Raw genomic sequence first — 24,845 nt, forward strand, 5'->3', positions numbered from 1 at the left:
TAACCGCCCGTGACGTCAGACCCGGCGGTTAGTCTCGGGGGATCATGAGGTTGCTGCATACATCCGACTGGCACCTCGGCCGGTCGTTCCACCGGGTGAACATGCTCGGGGCCCAGGCCGATTTCATCGGCCGGCTCGTCGCGACCGTGCGGGAGCGGTCCGTGGACGCGGTGGTCGTGTCCGGGGACGTCTACGACCGGGCGGTTCCGCCGCTCGCCGCGGTCGAGCTGTTCGACGACGCACTGCACCGGCTCGCCGACCTCGGCGTGCCGACCGTGATGATCTCCGGGAACCACGACTCGGCCCGCCGTCTGGGGGTCGGCGCGGGCCTGATCGGGCGGGCCGGTATCCATCTGCGGACCGAGCCGTCGGCGGCCGGTATCCCGGTGGTGCTGGCCGACGCCCACGGGGAGGTCGCCTTCTACGGTCTGCCGTATCTCGAACCGGCCCTGGTGAAGGACGAGTTCGGCGTGGAGAGGGCCGGGCACGAGGCCGTGCTCGCCGCCGCCATGGACCGGGTCCGCGCCGACCTCGCCACCCGTGCGCCCGGCACCCGCTCCGTCGTCCTCGCGCACGCCTTCGTCACCGGCGGAGAGCCCAGCGACAGTGAACGGGACATCACCGTCGGTGGTGTCGCCGCCGTACCCGCCGGTGTCTTCGACGGCGTCGACTACGTGGCCCTCGGGCATCTGCACGGCTGCCAGACCCTCACCGACCGCGTCCGCTACTCCGGTTCCCCGCTGCCCTACTCCTTCTCCGAGGCCCGGCACCGCAAGAGCATGTGGCTCGTCGACCTGGACGCCGACGGGTCGGTCGAAGCCGAGCGTGTCGACTGCCCCGTGCCGCGCCCCCTCGCCCGGATCCGGGGCACGCTGGAGGACCTGCTCGCCGACCCGGAGCAGGCACGGCACGAGGAGTCGTGGGTCGAGGCGACACTCACCGACCCGGTCCGCCCGGCCGACCCGATGGCCCGGCTCACCGAGCGCTTCCCGCACACGCTCAGCCTCGTCTTCGACCCCGACCGCACCGCGGACGACCCCGACGTGTCGTACGCCCGGCGCCTCGCCGGCCGCGGCGACCAGCAGATCGCGGAGGACTTCGTCGCCCACGTGCGCGGCGCGGGACCCGACGCCCACGAACAGGGCGTGCTCAGGGACGCGTTCGACGCGGTCCGGGCCGACGAGACCGTACGGGAGGTGGCCCGGTGAGGCTGCACCGGCTCACGGTCACCGCCTTCGGCCCCTTCGGAGGCACCCAGACCGTCGACTTCGACGAGTTGTCGACGGCCGGGCTGTTCCTGCTGCACGGACCGACCGGCGCGGGCAAGACGTCCGTCCTCGACGCCGTGTGTTACGCCCTGTACGGCTCGGTGCCCGGCGCCCGGCAGGGCGGCGGACAGGGCGCGACCCTGCGCAGCGACCACGCCGCACCCGCGACCCGCACCGAGGTCGCCCTCGAACTCACCGTCGCCGGGCGCCGTCTGGAGGTCACCCGCCAGCCGCCCTGGGAACGCCCCAAGAAGCGTGGAACCGGCACGACGCTCGACAAGGCCCAGACCTGGCTCCGCGAGTACGACGCGACGGCCGCGGCCTGGAAGGACCTCAGCCGCTCCCACCAGGAGATCGGCGAGGAGGTCACCCAGCTGCTCGGCATGAGCCGGGAGCAGTTCTGTCAGGTCGTGCTCCTGCCCCAGGGCGACTTCGCCCGGTTCCTGCGCGCCGACGCCGAGGCCCGGGGCAAGCTGCTCGGCCGCCTGTTCGACACCCGGCGCTTCGCCGACGTCGAGAAGCGCCTCGCCGAGCGGCGCCGGGCCACCGAGGCCCAGGTGCGGGACGGGGACGCCGACCTGCTGGCCGACGCCCACCGCATGCAGCAGGCCGCGGGCGACGCCATGGAGCTGCCGGAGCTGGATCCCGGCGAACCCGGGCTGGCCGAGGCCGTGCTGGGTGCCGCCGCCGTCGCCCGCGGCACCGCCCGCGAACAGCTCACCGTCGCCGACTGCACCCTCACCGCCGCCGAGTCCGCGCGGGCCGCCGCGGGCCGTGCCCTCGACGACGTACGCGAACTCGCCCGGCTCCAGCGGCGGTTCACTCAGGCGCGGGAACGGATGGCGCGCCTGGAGGAGGGCGCCGAGGCCTACCGGGAGGCGCAGGCGCGCATGGAGCGGGCCCGCAAGGCCGACAGGGTCGCGCCCGCTCTGGACCTGCGGGAGTCCGCCGACGCCGAGCACCGGCGGGCCGCCGACGCCGAGACCCGCGCGCGAGCCCTGCTGCCCGAGAGCTTCGCCGACGCGGGCGCGGCCGGACTCGCGACGGCCGCGCGCCGGGCGGCCGAAGAGCTGGGCGGGCTGGACTCGGCCCGCCGCGCCGAACGCCGGCTGGCCGAACTCCTCGACGAACGCGCCGGCCTCGACCGTGAGGAGCGTGCCGACGCGGACGTCCTGCGGGAGGCGGAGGACTGGCTCGACGGCTGGGGGGAGACCCACGCGGGTCTCCAGGCCCGGGTGGAATCCGCGCAGCAGGCCGCCTCCCTCGCCGAACAGCTCGCCGTACGGCGCGACCCCGCGCGGCAGCGGCTGGCGGCGGCCCGGCGGCGCGACCGGCTCACCCAGGACACCGACGAGGCCGTCATCCGGGCCCGGGACGCACAGGAGCGGATGCTGCGGGCCAAGCGGCACTGGCTCGACCTCAAGGAACAGCGCCTGACCGGTATCGCCGCCGAACTGGCCGCGCACCTCACCGACGGCGAGCCCTGCGCCGTCTGCGGGGCCACCGAACACCCCGCCCCCGCCCGCAAGGTCGCCGGGCACGTCGACCGCGAGGCCGAGGAAGACGCCCTGGCCGCCTACCAGCGCGCCGACGAACAGCGCACCGCGGACGAACGGCGGCTGGGCGACGTACGGGAGGCGCTGGCGGCGGCCACCGCCGAGGCCGGGGACACGCCCACCGTTCAACTCTCCGACGAAGTCGAGGAGTTGGAGGCGCAGTACGAGCAGGCCCGCCGGGGCGCCGCCGAGCTGCACTCCGCGCGGGAAAGGCTGCGGCAGGCCGGGCACGAGCAGGAACGGCGTGTCGCCGCCCGGCAGGAGGCCGCCGTGCGGACCGCCGCCCGGGTCGGACACCGGGAGCGGCTGGACCGGGAACGGGCCGGCCTGGAGGAGGAGCTGGACCGGGCGAGGGGCACCCTGGACAGCGTCGCCGCGCGGGCCGCGCAGCTGGAGCGGCGGACCGCGCTGCTCACGGACGCCGCCGACACCGCCCGCGCCGCCGAGGACACCGCCCAGCGGCTCAAGGACGCCGACGCCCGGCTCGCCGACGCCGCCTTCCGCGCCGGCTTCGAGACCCCCGAGGCCGCGGCCGACGCCCTCCTCGACGACGCCGTCCACCGCGAGCTGCAACGGCGGCTGGACGCCTGGCAGACCGAGGAGACCGCCGCCCGGGCCGTCCTCGCCGAGGCCGACACCGCTGCCGCCGCCCGGCAGCGGCCCGCCGACCTGGAGAGCGCGGAGCGGGCCGCCTCCGCCGCGGACCGGCGGACCCGCGAGGCCGCCTCCGCACAGGACGCCGCCGCCCGGCGCTGCGCCGAACTCGACCGGCTGTCCGCCCGGGCCACCGCCTCGGTACGCCGACTGGCACCGCTGCGCGAGGAGTACGACCGGGTCGCCCGCATGGCCGGCCTCACCGCCGGCACCTCGGCGGACAACGAACGCCGGATGCGCCTGGAGTCGTACGTCCTGGCGGCCCGGCTGGAACAGGTCGCCGCCGCCGCGACCGTACGGCTGCGGCGGATGTCCTCCGGCCGCTACACGCTCGTCCACTCCGACGACCGCACCGGGCGCGGGCGCAGCGGACTCGGACTGCATGTCGTCGACGCCTGGACCGGCCGGGAGCGGGACACGGCGACCCTGTCGGGCGGCGAGACGTTCTTCGCCTCGCTCGCCCTCGCGCTCGGCCTCGCGGACGTCGTCACGGACGAGGCGGGCGGCGTGCGGCTGGACACCCTCTTCATCGACGAGGGCTTCGGCAGCCTCGACGACCAGACCCTCGACGAGGTCCTCGACGTCCTCGACTCCCTGCGCGAACGCGACCGCAGCGTCGGCATCGTCAGCCATGTGGCCGACCTGCGACGGCGGATCCACGCACAGCTGGAGGTCGTGAAGGACCGGTCCGGTTCGGTGCTGCGGCAGCGTGGCGTTCAGGGTGGTTTGTGAGAAGGCCCTAACCCCCGGCACGGCGCGGCGCGTTGACCTTGTAGGTTCTTGCCTCATGGTGCGATACGCGGAGCCGGGCACGGTGGAGTGGGTGGAGTCGGGCGGCGGACCGCTGATAGCGGTGCCCGAGACGGTTCTGCCGTTCTGGGCGGGTGCGGACGGCGAGGAGACGGCGTCCGACTACGACCGGGCCTGTGAGGTGGACGGACACGTCGGGCTGCTGCCGGTCGGCGACTGCACGGCGCTGGTGCTGGGCGACGAGCCCGCCTCGACGGCGTATCTGCCCGACCAGGGCGTGTTCGTGCGGTGGTGTGCGGGGCGGTCCGAGGACGAGTTGCTGGCGAGTGTGCCGGGTGCTGTCGCGACGGCGGAGTGGGAGCCGGAGGTCAGCTGGCAGGTGCCTGGGCCGGTGCTTCTGTTCGACGCGGCATGGCCGGGGGGTGAGGCCTCGGGGAGCGACCGGGTGCGGGTTGTTCTGGAGCCGGGTAGGTATGCGGTTCGGGCGGCTCGGGTACAGCCGGGGTCCGAGACGTGGCTGGGCTTGGTCCAGTTGCGGCTTCTCGCGCGCAGATGACCGTGGGGGTGCCGGCGACGCGCCGCTCCCTGTCGACACCGACTACCTGACCGGTGCGGCATGGCCACCGGTCAGGTCATCGGCTCCGAGGGCGGCTTCCGCCGCCGGCGACGCCTAGAGCTGCGACAGCTCGTCCACCAGGTCGTCCAGGCCCAGCGAGCCCTGGGAGAGGGCCGCCATGTGCCACGCCTTCGGGTCGAACGCGTCGCCGTGCCGGGCGCGGGCGTTCTCGCGGCCCAGCAGCCAGGCCCGCTCGCCGAGCTTGTAGCCGATGGCCTGGCCCGGCATCGACAGATAGCGCGTCAGCTCGCTCTCCACGAAGTCAGCGGGGCGGCTGCTGTGCGAGCCGAAGAACTCCTGCGCCAGCGCGGGCGTCCAGCGCTCCCCGGGGTGGAAGGGCGAGTCGTCCGGGATGGTCAGCTCCAGGTGCATGCCGATGTCGATGATGACGCGCACGGCCCGCATCATCTGCGCGTCCAGGTAGCCCAGCCGGCGCTCCGGGTCCGTCAGGAAGCCCAGTTCGTCCATCAGCCGCTCCGCGTACAGCGCCCAGCCCTCGGCGTTGGCGCTCACCATGCCGACGCTCGCCTGGTAGCGGGAGAGATCCTGCGCCACGTGCTTCCACTGGGCCAGCTGGAGGTGGTGGCCGGGCACGCCCTCGTGGTACCAGGTCGACACCAGGTCGTAGAGGGGGAAGCGCGTCTCGCCCATGGTCGGCAGCCAGGTGCAGCCCGGCCGCGAGAAGTCGTCCGACGGCGGCGTGTAGTACGGGGCCGCGGCGCTGCCCGGAGGGGCGATGCGCGACTCCACCCGGCGTACCCGCTCGGCCAGGTCGAAGTGGGTGCCGTCGAGCGCGTCCATCGCCTCGTCCATCAGGGACTGCAGCCAGTCGCGGACCTCGTCGACGCCCTCGATGTGCGTGCCGTTCTCGTCCAGGTGCGCCAGCGCCACCCACGGCGTGGCCGCGCCGGGCAGGATCTTCTCGGCCTCGGTCTTCATCTCGCCGAGGAGGCGGTGGTACTCGGACCAGCCGTAGGCGTACGCCTCGTCCAGGTCGAGGTCCGTGCCGTTGAAGTAGCGCACCCAGCGCGCGTACCGTTCCCGGCCCACCACGTCCGGCGCGCCTTCGATCGCCGGTGCGTACACGTCCCGCATCCAGTCGCGCAGCCGCAGGACGGCCTCGGTGGCCGAACGGGCGGCCGTGTCCAGCTCGGGCCGCAGGGACTCGGGGCCCGCCGACGCGAACTGCTCGAACCAGCCGTGGCCCGCGCCGTCCGCGTCGGCCCACTCGCCGAGCTGCTCCACGAACGTGGCCGTGGCGCGGGGCCCGCCGTGCAGCTTCCGCTCCAGGCCGAGCGCCAGGGACTCCCGGTACCCCTCCAGCGCGGCCGGGACCGCGCGCAGCCGCTCCGCGACCGCCGTCCAGTCCTCCTCCGTCTGCGCCGGCGTCACGGTGAACACCTGCCGCACCGCATGGGCGATGGAGCTCAGATTGCTGACCGACCGCAGGCTCTCCTCGGCGTCGTGCACGGCGAGTTCGGCGTTGAGGCGCTCGCGCAGCAGCCGGCCGCAGCGGCGCTCGATCTCGCTGTCGGCGCCGGGCAGCCGCTCGGCCTCCGCCAGCCGGGCCAGCGTCCGGCGCGACAGCTCCGCGGACGCCGCCTGGCCCGCGGGCGAGGTGTCGGGCAGCCTGCTCGAACTCTCCTTCACGCCGAGGAACGTGCCGGTGATCGGGTCGAGGGCGACGAGCTCGTCGACGTAGGCGTCGGCGACCTCACGGGGCAGCGGGCTCTTGATCTCAGACATGCGGCCATCCTCGTACGACGAGAAGCGCACGTCATCCCGATTGAGCCGAGGGCGAAGGCGGCAGCAGCGGTCCGCACTCCCACTGCTGGAAGATCAGCCGGGTCTCCACCCGCGCCACCTCCTTTCGCGAGGTGAACTCGTCCAGCACGAGCCGCTGCAGGTCGGCCATGTCGGCGACCGCGACATGGACGAGATAGTCGTCCGGGCCGGTCAGATGGAACACGGTCCGCGACTCCGGCAGGGCCCGGATCCGCTCCACGAACGGCCCCACCAGCTCCCGCCGGTGCGGCCTGACCTGCACCGACAGCAGAGCCTCCAGACCTCGCCCCAGCTTGGCCGGATCGAGCTCCAGCCGGTGCCCGAGGATCACGCCCGAGCGGCGCAGCCGCGTCACCCGGTCCAGACAGGTCGACGGCGCCACGCCGACCTGCGCGGCGAGATCCCGGTACGTCGCCCGGGCGTCGTTCTGCAACAGCCGCAGAAGGTGGAGATCCACCGGGTCCAGTACGACAGATTCGGCCATCGACCGAACGTAACACGGCATTCCTCCGCACAGTACCGGTCAGTGTTCACCCTCCCTTCCATGGACATGGGCATGGACATCAATACGGGTACCGCGTCGAGAGCTCTCGCCACCGAGGCCGTGCACGCCGGCCGGGACGACCTCGCCCGGCAGGGGCTGCACGCCCCGCCGATCGACCTGTCCACCACCTACCCGTCGTACGACAGCCGCGGCGAGGCGGCCCGGATCGACGCGTTCGCCGCCACGGGCTCGGAGCCGGACGGCCCGCCCGTCTACGGACGGCTGGGCAATCCGACCGTCGCCCGCTTCGAGACCGCGCTGGCCCGGCTGGAGGGCACCGAGGCGGCGGTCGCGTTCGCCAGCGGCATGGCGGCGCTGAGCGCCGTCCTCCTCGTACGCGCCTCGATGGGGCTGCGGCACGTGGTCGCCGTACGTCCCCTCTACGGATGCAGCGACCATCTGCTCACCGCCGGGCTGCTGGGCTCGGAGGTGACCTGGACCGACCCGGCCGGAATCGCCGACGCGCTGCGCCCGGACACCGGCCTGGTCCTGGTGGAGTCCCCGGCCAACCCCACGCTCGCCGAGGTCGACCTGCGGGCCGTCGCACACGCCTGCGGTTCGGTGCCGCTGCTCGTGGACAACACCTTCGCCACCCCGGTCCTCCAGCGCCCCGCCGAGCAGGGTGCGCGGCTGGTGCTGCACAGCGCCACCAAGTACCTCGGCGGACACGGGGACGTGCTGGCCGGCGTGATCGCCTGCGACGAGGAGTTCGCGGGCAGGCTGCGCCAGGTACGGTTCGCCACCGGCGGAGTGCTGCACCCGCTCGCCGGCTACCTGCTGCTGCGCGGACTGTCCACGCTCCCCGTACGCGTCCGGGCCGCCTCCGCCAACGCCGCCGAACTCGTCCGCCGCCTGGCCGCCGACCCGCGGGTGGCCCGCGTGCACTACCCGCGCATCGGCGGCGCGATGGTCTCCTTCGAGATACACGGCGACCCGCACGAAGTCATCGCCGGCGTCCGCCTCATCACCCCCGCCGTCAGCCTCGGCAGCGTCGACACCCTCATCCAGCACCCGGCGTCCATCAGCCACCGCATCGTGGACGCGGACGACCGACAGGACGCCGGGGTGAGCGACAGCTTGCTGAGGATGTCGGTGGGCTTGGAGGACGTGGAGGACCTCTGGAGGGACCTGGAGGGAGCGCTCCTCAGGGGCGCGGGGAACTGCGCGACAAGCCACCACGGACTCGCGGCCGCCCACCGACGTTGAACCCCTACGGCGCCGAGGCGCTCCCCAACTCACCAGCACGCGACGCAACGGGCTCACCCAGCCGCGCCGTGATCACCAGCGTCCCCTCCTCGACCTGATAGTCGAGAGGAAGCCCCAGCCCCCGCATCGCCGCGACCATGCCCGTGTTGGACGCCTGCGTCACGGCGTACACACTCGCGCACCCGGCATCCACCGCCATCGCCACCAGCCTGCGCAGCAACTCGGCACCCACGCCCCGTCGCTGCCACGCGTCCTCGACGATCAGCGCGACCTCCGTCTCGTCCCCGTCCCACAGCAGATGCCCGAGCCCGACCACCCGCCCGGACGCGGTCTGCACGGCGAGCGTACGGCCGAAGCGGGGGCTGAGCAGGTGGTTGAGATACCGGTCGGCATCGCCGACCGGACCGTGGTAGCGAAGCCTCAGCGTGCGGTCCGAGCACCGCTCGTGCATGGCTCGGGCCGGCTCCAGATCACGGGTGTCGGCCCGGCGCACGGTGATGTCGGCGCCCTCGGCGAGGGTGAGCACGTCCCGGCCGTGCGGGACGCGCGGGCCGAGCCGGGCGTCCAGGTCCACCAGGGCCCTGGCCCGGGCGAACTCGGTCGGCGTGAACGGCAGGTACGGCCGCTCCACGGTGATCACCCCGCCTTCCGGGGCGCGCAGGCGCAGCACGGTGCCGTCGAGGGCGCCCTCCACCTGCACGCCGCCGGGCACGGGGTCGCCGCCGGCCGGCGCGGGCTGGGAGCGGATCGTGCAGCGGCCCAGCAACTGGCGCAGGGCCAGCGGCAGTTCCGCGGCGTCCAGGGCGGTGCGGGCGGCGAGTCCGAGGACTCTGGTCGGCGCGTCCACCAGGTCGTGGGCGTCGGCCCGCTCGATCCAGGTGTCGGTGCCCTCGGCCGTCCGGACGGCGGTGGCGATCCCGGACGCCGGCAGGTCACCCGGGGCCCGCAGCAGGAACTCGTCCACCGTGCCGTCGGCCAGCGGATGCGTCTGCAGGCTCAGGATGTCGACGCGAAGCCCGGCGAGGGCCGTGCACAGCGCCGCCAGCGACCCCGGCTCGTCCCGGACCGTGGTCCGCATCCGCCACAGCGTGCTCGCCCCCGGCACCGGCTCCGGTGCCGGGGACTCGGTATGGTCCGTCGGCGGCGCGTGTTCGTGGCGTCGTGGCCGCCAGGTGCGCAGCGCCGCGGTGAGGCGCCGCATCGTGGCGGCGGGGCGGCAGTTGTTGTCCGGGTGCGTCGCTTCCGTCATTTTTCGCGTCATGCACCCACTGTGAGGGAACGGTGTTGCGTGATCGCGAACGTCATGTGACTGGCGGGTAAAGGGGACAGTCTGCCCCCTTCGTCAACGCTTCAAACTTACTGGCCGACCCGGCCCGGCTGGAGCACCTGCGTGAACAGCACGGTGCCGTCCTGCTCGCGCAGACGGACCGTCAGCTCGCCGCTGCCGCCGTCGATGTCGACCTCGCCGAAGAACTGGTAGCCACCGGCGGGCGAGACGTTGGCGGTCGTCGGCGCCTTGATGAACACGCGGTCCGGGCCGAAGGTGCCGTCGAGCGTGTTCGCCGGGAAGGCACCGGCGTTGAGCGGGCCCGACACGAACTCCCAGAACGGCTCGAAGTCGGTGAAGGCGGCCTTCGACGGCAGGTAGTGCTGCGCGGAGGTGTAGTGCACGTCGGCCGTCAGCCACACCGTGCCCGTGATCCGCCGGTGCTTGATGAACCGCAGCAGCTCGGCGATCTGCAGCTCGCGGCCCAGCGGCTTGCCGGGGTCGCCCTGCGCGACGGCCTCGATGTTCGGCTTGCCGTCACCGGTGTCCGGGACGACCAGACCGATCGGCATGTCGGAGGCGATCACCTTCCAGACCGCCCGGGAGCGGGACAGTTCGCGCTTGAGCCACTCCAGCTGCTCGCGGCCGAGGATGCCCTGAGCGTCGGTGGGCTGGTCGTCCGTCGAGTTGGCGTTGCGGTAGGTGCGCATGTCCAGGACGAAGACGTCGAGCAGCGGGCCGTGATGCTGCACCCGGTGGACCCGGCCGCTCGGGCGGCGCAGCGTCGAGATCGGGAAGTACTCCGAGAACGCCTGGCGGGCACGGGAGGCGAGCACGTCCACGTTCTTCTCGGTGTACCGGGTGTCGCCGAGGATCTCGCCCGGGTACCAGTTGTTGGTGACCTCGTGGTCGTCCCACTGGATGATGGACGGGACCCGGGCGTTGAAGGCGCGCAGGTTCTCGTCCAGGAGGTTGTAGCGGAAGTTGCCGCGGAACTCCGCCAGGGTCTCGGCGACCTTCGCCTTCTCCTCCGTGGTGATGTTCCGCCAGGTCCGCCCGTCGGGCAGGGCCACGGTCTCGGTGAGCGGGCCGTCGGCGTAGATGTTGTCGCCGCTGCAGAGGAAGAAGTCGGGGTCCAGGGCGCCCATCGCCTCGTAGATCCGGTAGCCGCCGAGGTCCGGGTTGATGCCCCAGCCCTGTCCGGCCTGGTCACCGGACCAGACGAACCGCACTCCGTCGCGGCGTTTGCCGGACGCGGTGCGGAAGCTGCCGGTGACCGGCTCGCCGGTGCGGCGCGGGTCGTCCGGGTCGGCGAGCAGCACGCGGTAGTGGATCTGCTCGCCGGAGGGCAGTCCGCGCAGCGGGGTCGTGCCGGTGAAGTCCGTGCCCGGGCCCAGCAGGGGGCCGTGCCATCTGCGCGGGTTGCGGAACGACTCGGTCGCCGACGTCTCGACGATCATCCGGGCGGGCCGGTCGGAGCGCACCCACACCAGCCCGGAGTCGCAGGTCACGTCTCCCGCCTGTACACCCCACCCCGCCTTCGGGCGCCCGGACCGGGCGAAGGCCGGAGCCGCTCCGAGAGCGGTGGGCAGGGACAGGGCCGCCGACGCGGCGAGGGAGCCCCGCAGGACGCTACGGCGCCCGGGGAACGGACGGTGTGACATGGATACGCCTCCAGCGACGGGATCCGGCCAGTGTGCAGAGCCACAACTACTGGCACGCCGCAGCGCACACACGAACCCCAAGTGAACAACTGACCGCAGGGGCGGGGGAACCGGCGCGCGGGGGCGAGCCCGCCGGAGTCATCCGGTGGCAGCCTGAGCCATCAGGCGTACGCCCTCGGCGATCCGGGCGGGCGGCACATGGGCGTAGCCCAGGACGAGCCGTACCTTCTTCGTCTCGGCGCTCTCGGTCCCGGGGTGGGTGCAGGACGACAGCGGGCGCACCGCCACCCCGGCCTCCGCCACGCGCGCGAGGAACCGGTCCTCGGGGCCGTACCGCTCCGGCAGCGTGGCGATCACATGCAGGCCCGCGGCGATCCCTGACACCTTCGAACCGGGGAAGTGCTCGGTGAGGGCGGAGACCAGCGCGTCACGTCGCTCGCGGTAGGCGCGCTGGCAGCGGCGCAGTTGGCGGTCGTAGTCGCCGCGTTCCAGGAACCGGGCGAACAGGGCCTGGTCGAGGGCCGGGTGCCCGAGGTCCATGGTGCGCTTGCGTTCGACGATCTCCTCCGCCCAGGCCTCGGGCACCAGCAGCCAGCCCAGCCGCAGCCCGGGGGCGAGGGACTTGCTGACGGAGCCCGTGTAGGCGACATGGTCCGGGTCGAGGCCCTGGAGCGCGCCGACGGGTGCGCGGTCGTAGCGGAAGTCGCCGTCGTAGTCGTCCTCCAGGACGATGCCGTCCACTTCCCGAGCCCAGTCCAGCAGCGCGGCGCGACGGTCGGCCGAGTAGGCGATGCCGGTGGGGAACTGGTGGGCCGGGGTTGTCACCACGGCCCGTACGCCCGACGCCCGCAGCGGCTCCGGGGCGATTCCCTCGCCGTCCACGGGCAGCGGCACGGCGGTGACCCCGGCCGAGGCGTACAGCGCGTCGTGCTGGGGACTGCCGGGGTCCTCCACCCCGACGCTCCGCATCCCGCGCGCGTGCAGCGCGAAACCGAGCAGGGTCGTCGCCTGGGCGACCCCGGAGACCACCACGATCCGCTCCGGGTCGGCCACCACGCCCCGCCGCCGGGCGAGCAGTCCGGCCAGCGCGGTGCGCAGCCGGGGCAGCCCGCGCGGATCGGGGTACCCCAGGTCCCGGTGCGGCAGTTCCGCCAGGACATCGCGCTGCGCGGCGGCCCACGCCGAGCGCGGGAACAGCGACAGGTCCGGAGTGCCGGGCACGAAGTCCGCGCGGGCACCGGGGGAGCGCGGGGCGAGATCGTGCGCACGCGGCCGGGCGGCCCGTGCGGCGGCGCCCACCCAGGTCCCGGCGCCCCGGCCGCTGCGCAGATAGCCCTCGGCCGTCAGCTGTTCGTACGCCTCCGTGACCAGCCCCCGTGACACGCCCAGGTCCGCCGCGAGATCCCGGCTGGAGGGCAGCCGCGTGCCCGGCGCGAGCCGGCCCGAGCGGACCGCCTCGCGCAGCGCCGCCTGGAGGGACCGGCCGCGCGTGCGAGCCGGTGCCGCGGCGGCGGGGAGCAGCAGCTCCCAGGCGGCGGACGCGGCACCGGTGCCCGGGGCGCTCTGCGGTGGCTTCATGAAGGGAGACCTTAGAGGCTCCCCGCCGCGCGCAGGCCTCGGTACGGGTCAGCGGCTGCCGTCGAGGACGACCCTGGCGACCAGGGCCGGGTCGTCGTTCATCGGGACGTGGCCGCAGCCCGGCAGCCGTACCAGCCGGGCCCCGGGGATGACGCCCTTGGCCCGCACCCCCTGGCGGGGGATGAGGAGCCGGTCCCGGCTGCCCCAGGCCACGGTGACCGGTGTGCCCACGATGTCGTCGGTGAACCGCACGGTCCTGCCGGAGCGGAGGGTCTCGGAGAAGCCCTGGGCCCGGGCCAGCGCCAGCGTCTCGGCGATCACGGCCTCGGGTGAACGGCGGCCCGGGCGGGCGTAGATGGTGCTCGTCAGCAGGGTGCGGCCGAGCGCCGGGCGCGCCAGCCTTTCGACGAGGGGCAGTGGCATCCGCCGGGCGATCTGCCGCATGGTCATCAGCACCGTAAAGGCGTAGCGGCGCTCGGCCTCGTTCCAGAACCCGGCGGGGGACAGCGCGGTGACGGAGCGCACGAGCTGCGCCCGGGCGAGGTCCAGGGCCAGCAGGCCGCCCAGCGAGTTGCCGGCCACGTGCGGCCGTTCGATCTCCAGCGCCTCGCACAGTGCCACGAGGACGGTGTTCATCGTCGGCAGGTCGTGCGCCATGCCGTCCGGCAGCGCCGGCGACTCGCCGCACCCGGGCAGGTCCACGGCGATCACATCGCGCTCGGCCGCCAGCGCGGGGATCACCGGATCCCACACCTGCCGGTGGTGGCCGATGCCGTGCAGCAGGAGCAACGGGTCGCCGCTGCCCCGGCGCGTGTAGGACAGGGTGACGTTCTGCTCGCCGTGCGCGGAGGCGACTTTGAAGGAGACGGTGGCGGACATGGGGTGCTCCTCGGCTGTACTCGCTGACGGACGCCGTAGACAGCTTGTCAGCAATTGCTACCGACGGGTAGCCCCGAGTCGTCGCCACCTTCACGGCCCCGGACCGCTCAACGGGCCCGGCGCAGCTCCAGGTTGAAGTCAGCGTGCCCGAACTTCTGCATCAGGCTGACCCACAGCGGCAGCCACATCTCCACGGAGCGGGCCGCCCGGATTCCGCCGAGGTCCAGCACCCGCTCTTGGGGCCAGCCGAACTCCCCGAGGAGGGCCGTCACCTGCTCCTTGGCGCGCGCGTCGTCCCCGCAGACGAACACGTTGTGCTCGCCCGGCACCCGCCCGGGGTCCACCATCACCTGGCAGTTGACGGTGTTGAGCGTCTTCACCACGCGAGCGTTCGGGAAGGCCCGCTGGATCTGCTCGCCCACGCTGTCCGACTCGACGGGGGACAACCGCAGCTCGCCCTCCTCGAACCCCAGCGGGTTGGAGACGTCCACGAGGATCTTCCCGTCGAAGTCCTCCGGCCTCACCGCGTCCAGCGCCGCGAGCGCGACCCGCCCGCCGACCGCGTTCACCACGACCTCGCCGAACGCCGCCGCCTCGGCGAACGTCCCCGCGTCCGCCCCCGCGCCCGCGGCGGAGGCCCACTCCACGGCGGCCGGGTTGTCCCTCGTCCGGGAGCCGAGCCGCACCTCGTGCCCCAGCTCCACCAGCCGGGCGCCGAGGGTGCGCCCGACGTCTCCCGTGCCCAGAACCGCGTACCGCATCGCCACCTCCGGGAAGCGTGCCGGCGATCACCGGCGTCCTGTGGGCCATTCTGTCCGGGAAGGGGCGATTCCGCCTGGACAGGTCCGCACCCGTGGGCTGGGATGGAGCCGTGACCACCGAGACGGCGACCGACCTCTTCGAAGCGCACCGCCCCGTCCTGCTGGGCGTCGCCTACCGCATGCTGGGCCGCGTGGCCGACGCGGAGGACGTGGTCCAGGAGGCCTGGCTGCGCTGGTCGGGCAGCGACCGCGGCGACGTACGCCAACCGCGCGGCTACCTCGTACGGATCACGACCCGCCTCGCCATCGACCGGCTGCGCCAGATCAAGTCCCGAGGGGAGACCTACGTCGGCCCGTGGCTGCCCGAGCCGTACGTCACCGACTTCGGCGACCCCGTGCCGGACACCGCCGAGCGGGCCGTGCTCGCCGACTCCGTCTCCCTCGCCGTCCTCGTCGTGCTGGAGTCGCTGTCACCGCTGGAGCGGGCCGTGTTCGTGCTGCGCGAGGCGTTCGGCTTCCCGTACGCCGACATCGCCGCCATGCTCGACCGCGGCGAACCGGCGGTACGCCAACTGGCCGGACGGGCCCGCAAGCACGTCGAGGAGCGGCGGCCCCGCTACGAGGTCGACCCCGCCCAGCGCCGCGACCTCACCGAACGCTTCCTCGCCGCCGCGGCCGAGGGCGACCTCGAAGGACTGATGGCGCTCCTCGCCCCGGACGTCCGTCTCGTCGGCGACAGCGGCGGCAAGGCGCGGGCGCCGCTGCGGGTCCTGCGGACCGCGGACAACGTCGGCCGCTTCCTCGTCGGCGCCGCGCGGAAGGGCGTCCCGGACTTCTCCGTGCGATTCCTGGAGCTCAACGGCGGCCCGGCCGTGCTGGTCCTGTCCGGCGGCAAGCCCGACTCCGTCTTCCAGCTCGACGTCGCCGCCGGGCGGGTCCAGGCGGTCTACATCATCCGGAACCCCGACAAGCTGCGGTCGCTGGCCGCCGCGTAGCCGGTGCCGTCGTGGCCCCGTGGACCTCGGATGAACGCCCCGTGAACGTTCCCGGCCATTGGTCTTGACCAAGGATCAGGGCCGTCCTATGGTCGCAGAGAAGTGAAACAACATTTAAAAAACAAGGGCGCGAAAACGCCGCCGACCACGGCGATTGCGGAGGACAGGGTGGGGACCACGCAGCTGGAATCGGTGCCGGAACCGAAGTACTGGCATCTCAAGACCGTGCTCAGTGAAGCGCTCGACTCGGAATTCTCGGTGGGGGAGATCCTTCCCAACGAGCGTGACCTCGCGGCCCGCTTCGGCGTCGCCCGCGCCACGCTCCGTCAGGCCCTGGAGCAGCTCGAACTGGAAGGCAGACTGCAGCGCCGCCGCGGTGTCGGCACGACCGTCGCCCCGCCGCGCATGGGTGTCTCCCTCGGCACCGGCCCGCACACCTGGCCCGGCGGCGCCGAGGACGCCTGGCAGCCCGTCGACTGCGTGGCGGCGGTGCCGTCGGCGGCGGTCGCCGAGGCGCTGGAGACCGGCCGTGACGAGCCCGTCCATGTCGTGCGCCGCTCCCGTGTGTCGAACGGCCGGCCGGTGGCCGCCGAACTCCTCTACATTCCGCGGTCCTCGGTGCCCGAGCTCTCCGGCATAGACGCGCCGTCCGGGGCGGCACGCGCGCGAGCGGTGCTGCGTGAGCTGCAGCGGCTGGAGCTGGGGCGGCAGGAGAACGCGGTGGAGCTCGGCTCCGCCGGCGCCGATGATGCCAAGGAGTTGGATCGGCTGCCTGGGGCTCCTGTTCTGGTGGTGACGACGCGGTTTGTCGTCGGGGGGCGTACGGCCGCGCTGTCGGTTGCGACGTATCGCGCTGACACGTGCCGGTTGACTTTCGGTGACTCGGGCGGGGTGGAGATTCATGACGGGCCTGAGCGGCAGGCGTCCTGACCGTCGCGCCGTGGGCGTGTCGTGAGTGGGGGACTGCGGGTGCGTTGGGGCTTGTCGCGCAGTTCCCCGCGCCCCTGAAGGGCGCCACCTGAAGGGGCGTTGCCTAGAAGGGGCGTCGTTCTACCGCGAAGAGTTGTTCCTCCACGTGGTCCAGGGCCAGGCGCAGGGCGCCGGTGGCCACTGCCGCGTCTCCGAGGCGGGAGAGGGTGACCTGTGGGGGGCGCAGGCAGTAGCGGGAGAGTTCTTGGCGGAGGGGGTCCAGGACGCCGTCGAGGCCCGCCGCCCAGCCGCCGATGACGACCAGTTCCGGGTCGAGGGCGAGGACGAGGGCCGCCACGTCGTGGACCAGGCGCTGGAGGAAGCGGTCGACGGCCGCGCGGGCCCGCTGGTCGCCGTCGCGTGCCTGTGCGAAGACCTCGGCGACGGCCTGCTCGTCGAGCGGGTGCAGGGGTTCGTCGGTGGTGGAGAGCAGGGTCTCCGGGGTGACCTCACGGCCCAGCAGATGCAGCGCGCCGATCTCGCCGGCCGCCCCGCCGTACCCCCGGTGCAGCCGGCCTCCGATCAGCGCACCGGCGCCCGGGCTGAGCCCCGCCAGCACGAACACCACGTCGTCCGACTCGGTGGCCGCGCCCTTCCAGTGCTCGGCGACGGCGGCCGCGTTGGCGTCGTTCTCGACCAGGACCGGGCACTTGAAGGACCGGCTCAGCCGCTCGCCCAGCCGCAGCCCCGTCCACCCCGGCAGCGCGGTGCCCAGCCGTACCGTGCCGTCCGCCTCGACGATCCCGGGCGTCGCCACGCCCACGGCCCGCAGCGAGCCCCGTGCGACACCGGCCCGCCGCAGCAGCTCGGCGACGGCCCCGCGCAGCCGTTCCAGCCGCTCGTCGGCCCCCGCAGTCTCGGACACGTCCTTGGCCTGGGCGCCGATCACCCGGCCGTCCAGGTCGGCCAGCAGGGCCGCCACCCGGTGCGCCCCGATCTCCAGCCCCAGCAGATGCCCGGCCTCCGCCCGGAAGCGGAACCGCCGCGCCGGTCGCCCCTGCCGCCGTGCGGCACCTTCCTCGGCCGCCTTCTCGACGACGAGCCCGGCCTCGATGAGCCCCTCGACGACGCCCTCGACGGTCGGCCGGGACAGCCCCGTCACCCGGGTGATCTCGGTCAGGGTCGCGCAGTCCGTGGCACGCAGGGCGTGCAGCACCACCGCGGAGTTGATCCTTCGCAGCAGCGAGGGACCCCCGCCGGTCAGCCGCCCCACCGTCCGTCCTCCCAGGTCGCGCGCGTGTTGGCCGGATCGTACTCGGCGCGGCGCGCCCCGGCGAGGGCCCGGCACCGGCCCTGCCGATCAGCCCGGTGCCACGAACCCCGACTCGTACGCGGCGATCACCGCCTGGGTCCGGTCCCGCGCCCCCAACTTCGCCAGCACCGCACTGACATGTGACTTCACGGTCTCCGTCCCCACGACCAGCCGGGTGGCGATCTCCGCGTTCGACAGACCCCGCGCCATGAGCCGCAGCACCTCGGCCTCGCGCTCGGTCAGCTGGGCCCGCTCCATCGCCGCCCGCGCCGCGCGGTTCCCGCCGTCGTCTCCGTACTCGGCGGCGAGCCGCCGCACCGAGGCCGGGAACAGCAGCGACTCGCCCTCGGCGATCAGCCGCACCGCGTGCACGATCTCGGCCGGCCGGGCCCGCTTGAGCAGAAACCCGTCGGCCCCGGCCCGCAGCGCCTCGTACACGTACTCGTCGTTCTCGAAGGTCGTCACCACCAGGATCCGCGGCGGCTCGTCGACCGACCGCAGCAGCGCCCGGGTGGCCTCGATCCCGTCCAGCAGCGGCATCCGTACGTCCATGGCGACCACGTCGGGCCGCAGCCGCCGCACGAGCGGGATCACCGCCGCCCCGTCCGCGGCCTCCCCGACCACCTCGATGTCGGGCTGTGCCTCCAGCACGGCCCGCAGACCCGCGCGCACGAGGGGTTCGTCGTCGACGAGGAGAACGGTGACCGGCATCCGGACAGCGTAGATCAACTCAACGGTAGTTCGACATGAACCTGCCAGTCGCCTTCGTCGGGTCCGGTTCTGGCCCGTCCGCCGAGCAGGGCGGCGCGCTCGCGTATGCCGCGCAGGCCGCTGCCGCTGCCGCGTCCGGTGCCGGGGCCGGGTATCGGTTCGGTCAGCGGGTTGCGTATCGCGAGGACGAGGGTGTCGCCGGTGACCTGGACACGTACCTGCGCCGGGACCGCCCCCGCGTGCCGCAGCACATTGGTCAGCGCCTCCTGGAGGATCCGGTAGCCCTCCCGCGACACCGGCCCGGGCACGGTGTCCACGGGCCCGGTCACCTCGGCGTCCACCTTCGCCCCGGAGGCACGCGCGGACTCCAGCAGCCGGTCGGCGTCCACGAGCGTCGGTCTGCTGCTCACCGGCTTCTCCGACTCGCGCAGGACACCCAGCACACGCTCCAGGTCCTCCAGGGCGGCCCGGCCGGTCTCCTCGATGGCGACCAGGGCCCGGTCGGTGAACTCCGCGTCACCGGCGGCCCGCGCGGCCCCCGCCTGCACGACGGCGACCGTGAGCGCGTGCCCGATGGAGTCGTGCAACTCGCGGGCGATGCGCGTGCGTTCCAGGAGCTGTTCGGTGCGTTCCTCCAGAGCCGCCATCCGCTCGGCGCGTGACGGCCCGAGGAGCCGTTTGGCCAGCGCGGTGATGAGGCGGCCCGCCCCCACCACGACCACGGCGAGCAGCAGCAGCGGCAGGGGGGCGAGCAGGGCGTGCCACCAGTGCTGCCCCTTGACGGGCACGAACCCGTCGCCGGCGGGCTCGGTACCGAACGCCGTCGTCGCCAAGTCGATCGCGAGGAGGGGCAACTGGACGGAGAGGTGCGCCACGACCCAGCCGAAGACCAGCCGCGCCTCCAGCCACAGCACCGTCCGCCCGCGATCGGCCCATGTGACCGACGGCGTGGTCACGACCTCGCCGCTGTCGTCACCGTCCTGCCGATTGCCGATCAGCAGCAGCCTGGCCTGAAACCCCTCCACGACCCGTGCGACGGGCACGAGGCCCGCCAGTCCGAGCAGCACGGCGGCCGTGACCTGGGTCCACACCGCCTCCTCGACGAACAGCCACAGCGAGGACCACACGATGGCCACCAACAGGTGCAGCCACCGCGTGTACGTCACCGCCCGCGTGAGCGGGCGCAGCATGCGGACCATTGCGTCATCGTGCCAGCCACCACTGACAACGGACCTCCCTCGCACGGGGGAGGCGATCTCCACCGCCGGGGGAGGCGCGTACCCCGCACGACCGGCCAGGCTGCTGCCATGACCAGCATCGACGTCCAGTCCCTCACCAAGGAGTTCGGCACCAAGCGCGCCGTCGACGACCTCACGTTCCGTGTGCTGCCCGGCCGCGTCACCGGATTCCTCGGTCCCAACGGCGCCGGAAAGTCCACCACCATGCGGCTGGTGCTCGGCCTCGACCGGCCGACCGCCGGTTCAGCGACCATCGGCGGACGCGGCTACCCGACCCTGCGTGAACCCCTGCGCCACGTCGGCGCCCTGCTCGACGCCCAGGCCGCGCACGGCTCCCGTACCGCGCGCGACCACCTCCGTGTCCTGGCCACGAGCAACCGCGTCCCGGACCGCCGCGTCGACGAGGTGCTGGAGGAGACGGGCCTGGCGTCGGTGGCCCGGCGTCGCGTACGGACGTACTCCCTGGGCATGCGCCAGCGCCTCGGCATCGCCGCCGCCCTGCTGGGCGATCCCGGGGTGGTCATGCTGGACGAGCCGTCCAACGGCCTCGATCCCGAAGGCATCGTGTGGATCCGGCAGTTGCTGCGACGGCTCGCGGGGGAGGGGCGGACGGTCCTGGTCTCCAGCCACCTGATGAACGAGACCGCGTCCTTCGCGGACCACCTCGTCGTCCTCGGCCGGGGCCGGCTGCTGGCCGATACCCCGATGCGGGACTTCATCCACGCACGCGTGCGGCCGCGCGTCCGCATCCGCACGAGCGACCCCACCGCGCTCAAGAGCGCCCTCGCCCGGCACGGCCACGAGGCCGAGGAGCACGCGGACGGTCACTGGACCGTGCACCACGCACGCGTGGACGACATCGGCCGCATCGCCTCCGCCGGGGGTGTACCGGTCCTCGAACTCGCGGCCGAGGAGGGCACCTTGGAGCAGGCCTACTTCGACCTCACGTCCGCCGAGACCGAGTTCACCGCACAGCCCCAGGAGGCCTGACCATGGAACTCACGCCCGTACTCCGCTCCGAGTGGCTGAAGATCCGTACGCTGCGCTCGCTGCCGGGAGCCCTCGTGGCCCTGTTCGCCGCGACCACGGCGTTCTCCGCGATCGCCGGGGTCTCCGAGACGTCGGACCCGGGGTTCGACGCGCTGTTCACGTCCTTCTCGGGTGTCATACCGGGCCAGATCGCGGCCGTCGCCTTCGGGGCCATGGCCGTGTCGGCGGAGTTCCAGCCGGGAGCGCTCCGGCTCTCGCTGGCCGCGGTTCCCCGGCGCGGCCGGTGGTTCGCGGCCAAGGCGGCCGTCATCGCCGTACCGGCCCTCCTGGTGGGGCTGGTGACGGCTCTCGCCGCTCTCCTCGTGGCGCGGGCCGGGCTCGGACCGGCAGCCGGCGGTCTCGGCGTCGGCGAACAGGTGCGGGGTGTCGTGGGCTGCGGGGTCTACCTCATGCTGATGGCCCTGTTCGCCGCCGGGCTGGCCGCCCTGCTGCGCAGCGGCGTGGCCACCCTGTCGCTGTTGATCCCGTTCATCCTCGTCGTGGGGTTCGTGATCGGCGACGCCACGGGCACGGTCGCCGACTTCCTGCCCGACAAGGCGGGGCAGTTGGTCCTGCGGGAGACGTACGACGGGTCGTCCCTCGGGCCGTGGTCGGGGCTCGCGGTGACCGCGCTCTGGACGGCCGCCGCGCTGCTGGCGGGCGCGTGGAGCGTGCGCCGCCGGGACGCCTGACCGACCACGGAGACGACAGCCCGCCGAGTGTCCCCGCCAAGTGTCAGTGGGGGCGGGTTTACTGGACCCATGAACCTCGCACAGCACATCGCCCTCGTCGACGAGCTGTGCTACCGCCCCTTTCCGGCGGAGCACGGCCCGTCGGACGTCGGCAGCTCGGGACCCGGCTACCACATCGCGGTGTTACAGAGCGGGCCCCACGACGACCCGGCGACCCGGGCGGTGACGATCGACCAGTTCGAGAAAGACCGGGACGCCGTTTACGAGCTTCTCGCCTCGCGCTGGGGCGACACCGACCCCTACAACCTGCTGACGGTCCTGCTGCGCACCGAGCACGAGGAGATACCCCGGCCCTGGGCCGACCTCGGCGCACGCGCCGGTGTGGCGTACCTCTGGGAGGTGGAGGGATCCGGCCGCTGGGTCGCCGTGGCGGTCGCGGACCGGGACGAGTCGGACGCGGTTCACCTGCTGGCCCTGGTCACGGAGGCGGACCCGCCGTAGGGGGTCAGCTCCCGGCGGCTTCCCGCAGCCGTCCGAACTCCTCCGCCATGGACTCGACCGTCCAGTGCGCGTTCAGCCCGCTCGGGTTGGGCAGCACCCACACACGCGTGTCCCCGAACGTCCGCGACTGCGGCCCGACCTGAGCCTTCCGGTCGTCGAACGCGGCGCGGTACGCGGTCACACCCACCACCGCCAGCCAGCCCGGCCGCAGCCGCTCCGCCTTCAGCGCGAGCAGCCGCCCGCCCTCCCGGTACTCCTCGGCGCTCAGCTCGTCGGCCCGGGCGGTCGGCCGCTCCACGACGTTGGTGATGCCGAGCCCGTACGACAGCAACTCCCGCTGCTCGGACGGCTTCAGCAGCCGGGGCGTGAAGCCGGACCGGTGCAGTACGGGCCAGAAGCGGTTGCCCGGGCGGGCGAAGTGATGGCCCGTCGCGGCCGTCATCAGCCCGGGATTGATCCCGCAGAACAGCACCCGCAGACCGTCCGCGACCACGTCGGGCACGACACGGTCGCGGGCGGCCTCCAGTTCCTCGGGCGTGAAGCGCGCCATGCGGCGGGTCAGAGAATCGCGCCGGGCGTGTAACCCGCGGCCTGGGGGTGCTGCTTCACGATCTCCTCGACCCGGGCGACCACGGTCGCGACCTGGTCGCCCGCGGCACCCGTGAAGGACAGCTTGTCGGCCATCAGCGCGTCCAGCTCGGCGCGGTCGAGCGGAATGCGCGCGTCGGCGGCCAGCTTGTCGAGCAGCTCGTTGCGCTCGGCGCCCTGCTCGCGCATCGCGAGCGCGGAGGCGACGGCGTTCTCCTTGATCGCCTCGTGCGCGAGTTCCCGGCCCACGCCCGCGCGCACGGCACCCATCAGGACCTTGGTGGTGGCGAGGAACGGCAGGTACCGGTCCAGCTCCCGGGCGACGACCGCCGGGAAGGCGCCGAACTCGTCGAGCACCGTCAGGAACGTCTCCAGCAGGCCGTCCAGCGCGAAGAACGCGTCCGGCAGCGCGACCCGGCGCACCACCGAGCAGGACACGTCGCCCTCGTTCCACTGGTCGCCCGCCAGCTCGCCCGTCATCGAGGCGTAGCCGCGCAGGATCACCATCAGGCCGTTGACGCGCTCGCAGGAGCGGGTGTTCATCTTGTGCGGCATCGCCGAGGAGCCGACCTGGCCCGGCTTGAAGCCCTCGGTGACCAGCTCGTGCCCGGCCATCAGCCGGACGGTCTTCGCCAGCGACGAGGGCGCCGCCGCCAGCTGCACCAGCGCCGTCACGACCTCGTAGTCCAGGGAGCGCGGGTAGACCTGGCCGACCGACGTGAACGCCTGCGAGAAGCCCAGGTGCGTGGCGATCCGCTGCTCCAGCTCCGCGAGCTTGCCGGCGTCACCGCCCAGCAGGTCCAGCATGTCCTGCGCGGTGCCGACCGGCCCCTTGATGCCGCGCAGCGGGTAGCGGCCCAGCAGCTCCTCGACGCGGCCGTAGGCCACGAGCAGCTCGTCGGTGGCGGTCGCGAAGCGCTTGCCGAGGGTGGTGGCCTGCGCGGCGACGTTGTGCGAGCGGCCGGCCATGACCAGCTCGCCGTACTCGCCGGCCAGCTTGCCCAGACGCGCCAGGACGGCCACCGTGCGGTCGCGCATCAGCTCCAGCGAGAGCCGGACCTGCAACTGCTCGACGTTCTCGGTGAGGTCACGGGAGGTCATGCCCTTGTGGACGTGCTCGTGCCCGGCGAGGTCGTTGAACTCCTCGATCCGTGCCTTCACGTCGTGCCGCGTGACCTTCTCACGCTCGGCGATGGAGGCCAGGTCGACGGTGTCGAGAACACGCTCGTAGTCGGCGAGCGCCGCGTCCGGCACCTCGATCCCGAGGTCCTTCTGGGCGCGCAGCACGGCGAGCCAGAGCTGCCGCTCCAGCTTCACCTTCTGCTCGGGGGACCAGAGCGTGGCGAGTTCGGCGGAGGCGTACCGTCCGGCGAGGACGTTCGGGATGCGGGGCTTGGCGGGAGCGGAAGTCACGTGGACGGATTCTACTGGCGATTCGTGCAGGCCAGCGCACCGGCCTTTTCGTCGGAACCTACGAGAGGCTCGCGATGCCGTGGGCGAGGGGGTGGTACGGCGGGACCTACAGCTCGTACGGCAGCAGCTCGGGGCGCTTCGGCGGCAGGCCGTCGCCCGAGGAGCGGCCGGTCAGACGGCGGCCTATCCAGGGCAGCAGGTACTGCCGGGCGAACCGCACGTCCGCCGTGCGGCGCATGACCCAGCCCGGCGGCAGCGTCGTCGGCATCGGCGTGCGCCACTCGGCGTCCTCGGGCTCGTAGCCGAGCGTCTGCCACACGGCCTCGGCGACCCGACGGTGGCCCTCGGCCGTCAGGTGCAGCCGGTCCACGTCCCACAGCCGGGGGTCGCCGAGCGAGGGGGCGCCGTAGAGGTCGACGACGAGGGCGCCGTGCCGGGCGGCGAGCTCGTCGACGCAGGCGAACAGCTCCTCCATGCGCGGCCGGAACCGCTCCAGGACGGGTCCCCGCCGGCCCGGGCTGCGCATCAGCACGAGCTGCTTGCACGACGGGGCCAGCCGCTCCACGGCCTCCTCCAGGAGGGCGCGTACCCGGCCCATGTCGCACTTGGGCCGCAGCGTGTCGTTGAGCCCGCCGACCAGGGTGATCACATCGGGTTCCATGGCCGCCGCCACGTCCACCTGCTCGTCGACGATCTGCTGGATCAGCTTGCCGCGCACCGCGAGGTTGGCGTAGCGGAAGCCGGGTGTGCTGGCCGCCATCCGTGCGGCGAGCAGGTCGGCCCAGCCGCGGTAGGTGCCGTCGGGCAACAGGTCCGACATGCCCTCGGTGAAGGAGTCGCCGACCGCGACGAGGCTGCTGTGGGTGGGGTTCGTGTGCATGGCGACGGAAATAGTATCCCGTGCACATACCCAGCAGTCGGTCAGTCGA

The 24,845-nt window shown here is 73.2% G+C and carries 22 protein-coding genes; 9 read left to right on the forward strand and 13 right to left on the reverse strand.

The features are described 5' to 3' along the window. Positions 1 to 44: 44 nt before the first annotated feature. The 3 genes from ACZ6I3_RS07650 to ACZ6I3_RS07660 are packed head-to-tail and all read left to right on the forward strand — an operon-like array spanning position 45 to position 4,784. Complete coding sequence (locus ACZ6I3_RS07650) at positions 45 to 1,208, forward strand: exonuclease SbcCD subunit D (RefSeq protein ID WP_469412613.1); 1,164 nt, start codon at positions 45 to 47, stop codon at positions 1,206 to 1,208. After that, positions 1,205 to 4,210: an AAA family ATPase gene (locus ACZ6I3_RS07655; protein WP_469412615.1), complete on the forward strand. Its 3,006-nt coding sequence runs from the start codon at positions 1,205 to 1,207 to the stop codon at positions 4,208 to 4,210. The genes ACZ6I3_RS07650 and ACZ6I3_RS07655 overlap by 4 nt, the downstream gene beginning before the upstream one ends. Positions 4,211 to 4,265: 55 nt before the next feature. Then, entirely contained in the window at positions 4,266 to 4,784 is a 519-nt protein-coding gene (locus ACZ6I3_RS07660) for an immunity 21 family protein (protein WP_469412617.1), read from the forward strand. Positions 4,785 to 4,898: 114 nt separating this feature from the next. On the opposite strand, the gene ACZ6I3_RS07665 is transcribed toward ACZ6I3_RS07660, so the two are convergent. Next, positions 4,899 to 6,590 carry a DUF885 domain-containing protein gene (locus ACZ6I3_RS07665; protein WP_469412618.1) on the reverse strand — a complete coding sequence of 564 codons (1,692 nt, stop codon included), beginning with the start codon at positions 6,588 to 6,590 and terminating at the stop codon, positions 4,899 to 4,901. 31 nt (positions 6,591 to 6,621) lie between these two features. Continuing rightward, positions 6,622 to 7,113 carry an Lrp/AsnC family transcriptional regulator gene (locus ACZ6I3_RS07670; protein ID WP_469412620.1) on the reverse strand — a complete coding sequence of 164 codons (492 nt, stop codon included), beginning with the start codon at positions 7,111 to 7,113 and terminating at the stop codon, positions 6,622 to 6,624. Positions 7,114 to 7,173: 60 nt separating this feature from the next. Between ACZ6I3_RS07670 and ACZ6I3_RS07675 the strand changes: the two genes are divergently transcribed. Continuing rightward, positions 7,174 to 8,379, forward strand: coding sequence for a trans-sulfuration enzyme family protein (locus ACZ6I3_RS07675; protein WP_469412622.1), 1,206 nt, complete (start codon positions 7,174 to 7,176; stop codon positions 8,377 to 8,379). Positions 8,380 to 8,383: 4 nt separating this feature from the next. Here ACZ6I3_RS07675 and ACZ6I3_RS07680 read toward each other — a convergent pair whose 3' ends face one another. The 5 genes from ACZ6I3_RS07680 to ACZ6I3_RS07700 all read right to left on the reverse strand — a co-directional run bounded on the left by ACZ6I3_RS07680 (position 8,384) and on the right by ACZ6I3_RS07700 (position 14,528). Beyond that, positions 8,384 to 9,628: a GNAT family N-acetyltransferase gene (locus tag ACZ6I3_RS07680; RefSeq protein WP_469412624.1), complete on the reverse strand. Its 1,245-nt coding sequence runs from the start codon at positions 9,626 to 9,628 to the stop codon at positions 8,384 to 8,386. A gap of 107 nt (positions 9,629 to 9,735) precedes the next feature. After that, the gene (locus ACZ6I3_RS07685; protein ID WP_469412625.1) at positions 9,736 to 11,310 is read right to left on the reverse strand and encodes an alkaline phosphatase D family protein; all 1,575 of its coding nucleotides are present in this window, start codon (positions 11,308 to 11,310) and stop codon (positions 9,736 to 9,738) included. A 138-nt stretch (positions 11,311 to 11,448) separates the two neighbouring features. Further along, complete coding sequence (gene pdxR / locus ACZ6I3_RS07690) at positions 11,449 to 12,888, reverse strand: MocR-like pyridoxine biosynthesis transcription factor PdxR (protein WP_469412627.1); 1,440 nt, start codon at positions 12,886 to 12,888, stop codon at positions 11,449 to 11,451. A 48-nt stretch (positions 12,889 to 12,936) separates the two neighbouring features. Then, positions 12,937 to 13,767, reverse strand: coding sequence for an alpha/beta fold hydrolase (locus ACZ6I3_RS07695; RefSeq protein WP_469412629.1), 831 nt, complete (start codon positions 13,765 to 13,767; stop codon positions 12,937 to 12,939). A gap of 107 nt (positions 13,768 to 13,874) precedes the next feature. Beyond that, entirely contained in the window at positions 13,875 to 14,528 is a 654-nt protein-coding gene (locus tag ACZ6I3_RS07700) for an NADPH-dependent F420 reductase (protein ID WP_469412630.1), read from the reverse strand. Between the two features lie 110 nt (positions 14,529 to 14,638). Between ACZ6I3_RS07700 and ACZ6I3_RS07705 the strand changes: the two genes are divergently transcribed. Beyond that, positions 14,639 to 15,523, forward strand: a complete 885-nt coding sequence (locus tag ACZ6I3_RS07705; protein WP_469412631.1) for an RNA polymerase sigma-70 factor — start codon at positions 14,639 to 14,641, stop codon at positions 15,521 to 15,523. 168 nt (positions 15,524 to 15,691) lie between these two features. After that, positions 15,692 to 16,453, forward strand: a complete 762-nt coding sequence (locus tag ACZ6I3_RS07710; protein WP_469412632.1) for a GntR family transcriptional regulator — start codon at positions 15,692 to 15,694, stop codon at positions 16,451 to 16,453. A 103-nt stretch (positions 16,454 to 16,556) separates the two neighbouring features. On the opposite strand, the gene ACZ6I3_RS07715 is transcribed toward ACZ6I3_RS07710, so the two are convergent. The 3 genes from ACZ6I3_RS07715 to ACZ6I3_RS07725 all read right to left on the reverse strand — a co-directional run bounded on the left by ACZ6I3_RS07715 (position 16,557) and on the right by ACZ6I3_RS07725 (position 19,654). Continuing rightward, complete coding sequence (locus tag ACZ6I3_RS07715; RefSeq protein ID WP_469412633.1) at positions 16,557 to 17,705, reverse strand: ROK family transcriptional regulator; 1,149 nt, start codon at positions 17,703 to 17,705, stop codon at positions 16,557 to 16,559. 87 nt (positions 17,706 to 17,792) lie between these two features. Continuing rightward, positions 17,793 to 18,455 (reverse strand): response regulator transcription factor, encoded by a 663-nt coding sequence (locus tag ACZ6I3_RS07720; RefSeq protein ID WP_469412635.1) that lies wholly within the window; start codon positions 18,453 to 18,455, stop codon positions 17,793 to 17,795. Between the two features lie 14 nt (positions 18,456 to 18,469). Further along, positions 18,470 to 19,654, reverse strand: coding sequence for a sensor histidine kinase (locus ACZ6I3_RS07725; RefSeq protein ID WP_469412637.1), 1,185 nt, complete (start codon positions 19,652 to 19,654; stop codon positions 18,470 to 18,472). A 108-nt stretch (positions 19,655 to 19,762) separates the two neighbouring features. Between ACZ6I3_RS07725 and ACZ6I3_RS07730 the strand changes: the two genes are divergently transcribed. From ACZ6I3_RS07730 to ACZ6I3_RS07740, 3 genes are all read left to right on the forward strand, one after another. Then, complete coding sequence (locus ACZ6I3_RS07730) at positions 19,763 to 20,683, forward strand: ABC transporter ATP-binding protein (protein ID WP_469412638.1); 921 nt, start codon at positions 19,763 to 19,765, stop codon at positions 20,681 to 20,683. 2 nt (positions 20,684 to 20,685) lie between these two features. Then, on the forward strand, positions 20,686 to 21,414 hold the full coding sequence (locus ACZ6I3_RS07735) for an ABC transporter permease (RefSeq protein WP_469412640.1): 729 nt from the start codon (positions 20,686 to 20,688) through the stop codon (positions 21,412 to 21,414). A gap of 69 nt (positions 21,415 to 21,483) precedes the next feature. Further along, positions 21,484 to 21,915, forward strand: coding sequence for a hypothetical protein (locus ACZ6I3_RS07740; protein WP_469412642.1), 432 nt, complete (start codon positions 21,484 to 21,486; stop codon positions 21,913 to 21,915). A 4-nt stretch (positions 21,916 to 21,919) separates the two neighbouring features. On the opposite strand, the gene mug is transcribed toward ACZ6I3_RS07740, so the two are convergent. The 3 genes from mug to ACZ6I3_RS07755 all read right to left on the reverse strand — a co-directional run bounded on the left by mug (position 21,920) and on the right by ACZ6I3_RS07755 (position 24,796). Next, on the reverse strand, positions 21,920 to 22,465 hold the full coding sequence (mug, locus tag ACZ6I3_RS07745; protein ID WP_469412643.1) for a G/U mismatch-specific DNA glycosylase: 546 nt from the start codon (positions 22,463 to 22,465) through the stop codon (positions 21,920 to 21,922). Positions 22,466 to 22,473: 8 nt separating this feature from the next. Next, positions 22,474 to 23,916 (reverse strand): adenylosuccinate lyase, encoded by a 1,443-nt coding sequence (purB, locus tag ACZ6I3_RS07750; RefSeq protein ID WP_469412645.1) that lies wholly within the window; start codon positions 23,914 to 23,916, stop codon positions 22,474 to 22,476. Between the two features lie 106 nt (positions 23,917 to 24,022). Next, on the reverse strand, positions 24,023 to 24,796 hold the full coding sequence (locus ACZ6I3_RS07755; RefSeq protein ID WP_469412647.1) for an SGNH/GDSL hydrolase family protein: 774 nt from the start codon (positions 24,794 to 24,796) through the stop codon (positions 24,023 to 24,025). Between the last annotated feature and the right edge of the window lie 49 nt (positions 24,797 to 24,845).

It is taken from the genome of Streptomyces sp. NPDC041940 (assembly GCF_055589465.1).

Coding starts and splice junctions, on each gene's coding strand:
- ACZ6I3_RS07650 (WP_469412613.1), top strand. CDS start 45: ATGAGGTTGCTGCATACATCCGACTGGCACCTCGGCCGGTCGTTCCAC.
- ACZ6I3_RS07660 (WP_469412617.1), top strand. CDS start 4,266: ATGGTGCGATACGCGGAGCCGGGCACGGTGGAGTGGGTGGAGTCGGGC.
- ACZ6I3_RS07665 (WP_469412618.1), bottom strand. CDS start 6,590: ATGTCTGAGATCAAGAGCCCGCTGCCCCGTGAGGTCGCCGACGCCTAC.
- ACZ6I3_RS07670 (WP_469412620.1), bottom strand. CDS start 7,113: ATGGCCGAATCTGTCGTACTGGACCCGGTGGATCTCCACCTTCTGCGG.
- ACZ6I3_RS07675 (WP_469412622.1), top strand. CDS start 7,174: ATGGACATGGGCATGGACATCAATACGGGTACCGCGTCGAGAGCTCTC.
- ACZ6I3_RS07680 (WP_469412624.1), bottom strand. CDS start 9,628: ATGACGGAAGCGACGCACCCGGACAACAACTGCCGCCCCGCCGCCACG.
- ACZ6I3_RS07685 (WP_469412625.1), bottom strand. CDS start 11,310: ATGTCACACCGTCCGTTCCCCGGGCGCCGTAGCGTCCTGCGGGGCTCC.
- pdxR (WP_469412627.1), bottom strand. CDS start 12,888: ATGAAGCCACCGCAGAGCGCCCCGGGCACCGGTGCCGCGTCCGCCGCC.
- ACZ6I3_RS07695 (WP_469412629.1), bottom strand. CDS start 13,767: ATGTCCGCCACCGTCTCCTTCAAAGTCGCCTCCGCGCACGGCGAGCAG.
- ACZ6I3_RS07700 (WP_469412630.1), bottom strand. CDS start 14,528: ATGCGGTACGCGGTTCTGGGCACGGGAGACGTCGGGCGCACCCTCGGC.
- ACZ6I3_RS07720 (WP_469412635.1), bottom strand. CDS start 18,455: ATGCCGGTCACCGTTCTCCTCGTCGACGACGAACCCCTCGTGCGCGCG.
- ACZ6I3_RS07725 (WP_469412637.1), bottom strand. CDS start 19,654: ATGGTCCGCATGCTGCGCCCGCTCACGCGGGCGGTGACGTACACGCGG.
- ACZ6I3_RS07730 (WP_469412638.1), top strand. CDS start 19,763: ATGACCAGCATCGACGTCCAGTCCCTCACCAAGGAGTTCGGCACCAAG.
- ACZ6I3_RS07735 (WP_469412640.1), top strand. CDS start 20,686: ATGGAACTCACGCCCGTACTCCGCTCCGAGTGGCTGAAGATCCGTACG.
- ACZ6I3_RS07740 (WP_469412642.1), top strand. CDS start 21,484: ATGAACCTCGCACAGCACATCGCCCTCGTCGACGAGCTGTGCTACCGC.
- mug (WP_469412643.1), bottom strand. CDS start 22,465: ATGGCGCGCTTCACGCCCGAGGAACTGGAGGCCGCCCGCGACCGTGTC.
- ACZ6I3_RS07755 (WP_469412647.1), bottom strand. CDS start 24,796: ATGCACACGAACCCCACCCACAGCAGCCTCGTCGCGGTCGGCGACTCC.